The sequence below is a fragment of the Sulfuriferula multivorans genome (genome assembly GCF_003851125.1).
GTDB lineage: Bacteria > Pseudomonadota > Gammaproteobacteria > Burkholderiales > Sulfuriferulaceae > Sulfuriferula > Sulfuriferula multivorans.
Genome location: NZ_BGOW01000055.1, coordinates 1 through 3,321 on the forward strand (window position 1 = coordinate 1; position 3,321 = coordinate 3,321).

Genomic DNA, 3,321 nt, shown 5'->3' on the forward strand with positions numbered 1-3,321 from the left:
CTTCCATGGAGCTGGCGGTCTCTTCCAGGGAACTGGCCTGCGATTCGGTACGCGCTGACAGGTCCGCGTTGCCAGAGGCGATCTGGCGTGAGGCAACAGCAATGGTCTCGGTGGACTGGCGGATGTCGCCGATGGTCAGGGTCAAATGCTCGCGCATCGCGTTCATCTCAAACAGCAGGCTGGTAGTATCCCCTTTTGCAATGGCGATTTCGCGCGAAAAATCTCCATTAGAGATGGCATGCGCCACCTCGACTGCATAGACGGGTTCGCCACCCAACAAATTCATAATGTGGCGGATCAACCAGAACACGATCCCCGCACCCACAACAATCGCGACAAACACCAGCACCAGCGCAGTAACCAGCATGCGCTGGCTAAAGGCGGACATCTCGGCCCTGGTATCTTTTACTGTAGCGTTCTTAACCTTGATGTAGTCTTGCAGGCGCTCCCGCATCTTGCGCCATACCGGAGTTTCTTCCTTACTGACTGCTTCGATGGCCGCAGCCTGGTTCGTGGATGCGAGGGATGTAATTTTGGCCTGGATCGGAATCTGCTGTTCGCGTATCGCCGCCACATCTTCCATGACTTTCCGATCAGATGGATCCAGTTGATCCATCGCCAGGACCATTTGATTTGTTTTCTTGAACTCTTCGCCTGCCGATTCCAAATTCTTATAGGCAGCTTTGTTAGCAGGGTCAATCACAATATTGCGCATCGCCTGGCCCATTTGCAGCCCTTGCGCATACAGATTGGTTGCTGCACGTGCTAGCGTTAGGTCATGTTCCAGAAAGTTGTCGAACCGACTTTTTGTACTTTGCATTCCAGTTAAGGCCACACCAATCGCGATGCCGAAAACCATGAACACCAGGCCCATGCTCAAAATAATTTTGGTTTTTAACTTCATATTCATGTTTGAAAATTCCTTCAAAAAATTTATATCTACGGTTATAGGAATTTTCGACTGGCATTTTCTACCAGGTACCTTCTCCGATATCCGCCTACTTATCCGGCAAGTCTTAACTTTCTTATCGACACCGCGGAGTCTGAACTTGAACGCATGGCGCGAATATTATGTCGCCGCATTCAGACCGGTGCGGATGGTTCATGAATCTGCGTCACATCACGCAAATTCATGAACTGTCACGGTCAGATTGGTCTACAGGAAATAGCGCGATGGAAAACCTCAGCGCAATTTAATATCGCGTTACTTTTCGGGGAACACCTCAGTGAGACGAACCCAGCAGGCGTTCAGAATTCTTACCAGGCCTCACCGCCGGCAACAAGTTTCTTCCGCTTGGTAGCCACTTTAGTGAGCGCCACCTTGGACCTGCCTTGCACCGGCCGAGACTTCGCTGTGTCGCGCAGGACAGGGATAGATGCCGCCTGGGCACCCGATACCAGTTTGAAGGCGCCCACCAGTTGCGCGAGCTTCACTGCCTGGTCCTGCATGCTCTCCGCCGCGGCCGCGGCCTGCTCCACCAGCGCTGCGTTCTGCTGTGTCATTTCGTCCATCTGACCCACCGCCTGGTTGACCTGCTCGATGCCCGCGCTCTGTTGCTGGCTGGCTGTGGCGATTCCGCTCATGATGTCGGTCACCAGTTCCACCGAGGTGACAATGTCACCCATGGCTTCTCCAGCCTGATCCACCAGCTTGCTGCCAGCGTCGACTTTCTCCACCGAGTCGCTGATCAGTGTCTTGATTTCCTTGGCGGCACCCGCCGAGCGCTGGGCCAGGTTTCTGACTTCGGCCGCCACCACGGCAAAGCCGCGCCCCTGTTCGCCGGCTCGTGCAGCTTCCACCGCCGCGTTCAGCGCCAGGATGTTGGTCTGGAAGGCGATACCATCAATCACACCAATGATGTCGGCAATCTTGCGCGAACTGGCTTTGATGGAAGCCATGGTAGTAACGACCTGTTCCACCACCGCACCGCCTTGAACGGCAATGTCGGCTGTCGATACAACCAGCTGATTGGCATGCCTGGCATGCTCGGCATTCTGTTTCACGGTGCTGGTGAGTTCTTCCATCGAGCTGGCGGTCTCTTCCAGACTGGATGCCTGCGATTCGGTACGCCCGGACAGGTCGGCGTTGCCGGAGGCAATTTCACTGGCCCCCATGTTCACGTGATCGGTGGCTTCCTTGATCTGGCCGACCAGTAATTTGATATTGGTTTGCAAGACACGTAGCGATTGTATGACCCGGGTCAGCTCATCGTTACCGCTGGCCTCGATTTTTCCTGTCAGATCACCCGCGCTCATGCGATCGATGTCCTGCCTGGCGCGATTGAGGGGCGCAACAACGCTGCGATATATCATGAAGCCGAACAAAGCCGCCAGCGCCGCCCCCAACACCGCTGCTGTCATCGACCAATCCACAAACTGTTGCTTGCCTCCTGCTACCGCGAGCCAGGCGAAAATGCCATTCATCGCAAACAGCAACGCGAGCAAGCCGGATGACAGCACCAGCTTCGCTTTGATGGAGAGGCGCTCCATCAGGTTGAAACGATGGAACTGCGAATGCCTGATCGCATTGCCCTCTTGAATTTTCAGGCTCTTGTCCCCGGCGCTGATGGCACGATATGCACTCTCCGCGGCCTGAATCTGGTCTTTGCTCGGCTTGATGCGGATGGATGTGTAGCCAACAATCTTGTTGTTTTCAATCAGCGGCGCAGCATTGGCTTCGACCCAGTAATGATCGCCGTTCTTGCAGCGGTTCTTAACCAGCCCGGTCCACGCCTTGCCGCTCTTGATCGTGTTCCAGAAGTCCGCGAAAGCCTCTGCCGGCATGTCCGGATGGCGCACGATGTTCTGCGGCGCCCCCAACAACTCTTCTTCACTGAATCCGCTGATATTGACGAAATCCCGATTGACGTAGGTAATGTTGCCCTGCAAGTCGGTCTTCGACACTACCGTTTCAGTGTCCTTCAAGACGTATTCAATATTGGTTACCGGCATATTGGATCGCATTTTCTTGTCTCCACTTCCAAAGATCTATTATTGTTTTTGTATAAGCCTGCCTGCCGTTCACTAACGAGAATTGTTCGCGTCAGAACTCTTCCCACTCATCACTGCTGCTCCCGCCACCGGCAGCCAGCTTCTTCGGCTTGGTCGCTGCTCTGACCGCCGCTGCCTTGGGCTTGGATTTGACCTGGTCGTGCAATACCGGAATGTCTCTCGGTTCATGACGCGCTGACTCATTACCACCCAGATTGAACACGCTCACTGCTTGGGCCAGTTTGCCCGCCTGGTCTTGCAGGCTTTCGGCTGCAGCCGCAGCCTGTTCCACTAACGCGGCGTTCTGCTGGGTGGCTTCGTCCATCTGGC

2 protein-coding genes and 1 pseudogene are annotated in these 3,321 nt (G+C 54.9%); all 3 read right to left on the minus strand.

Annotated elements, in window-relative coordinates; translation table 11 throughout:
• On the minus strand, positions 1 to 910 hold a 910-nt coding region (locus EI185_RS17355; protein WP_223247918.1), incomplete at its 3' end, for an MCP four helix bundle domain-containing protein.
• A 347-nt stretch (positions 911 to 1,257) separates the two neighbouring features.
• Positions 1,258 to 2,964 (minus strand): methyl-accepting chemotaxis protein, encoded by a 1,707-nt coding sequence (locus EI185_RS17360; protein WP_124706408.1) that lies wholly within the window; start codon positions 2,962 to 2,964, stop codon positions 1,258 to 1,260.
• Between the two features lie 79 nt (positions 2,965 to 3,043).
• Positions 3,044 to 3,321: pseudogene (locus tag EI185_RS17365) on the minus strand (methyl-accepting chemotaxis protein); the annotation flags it as partial.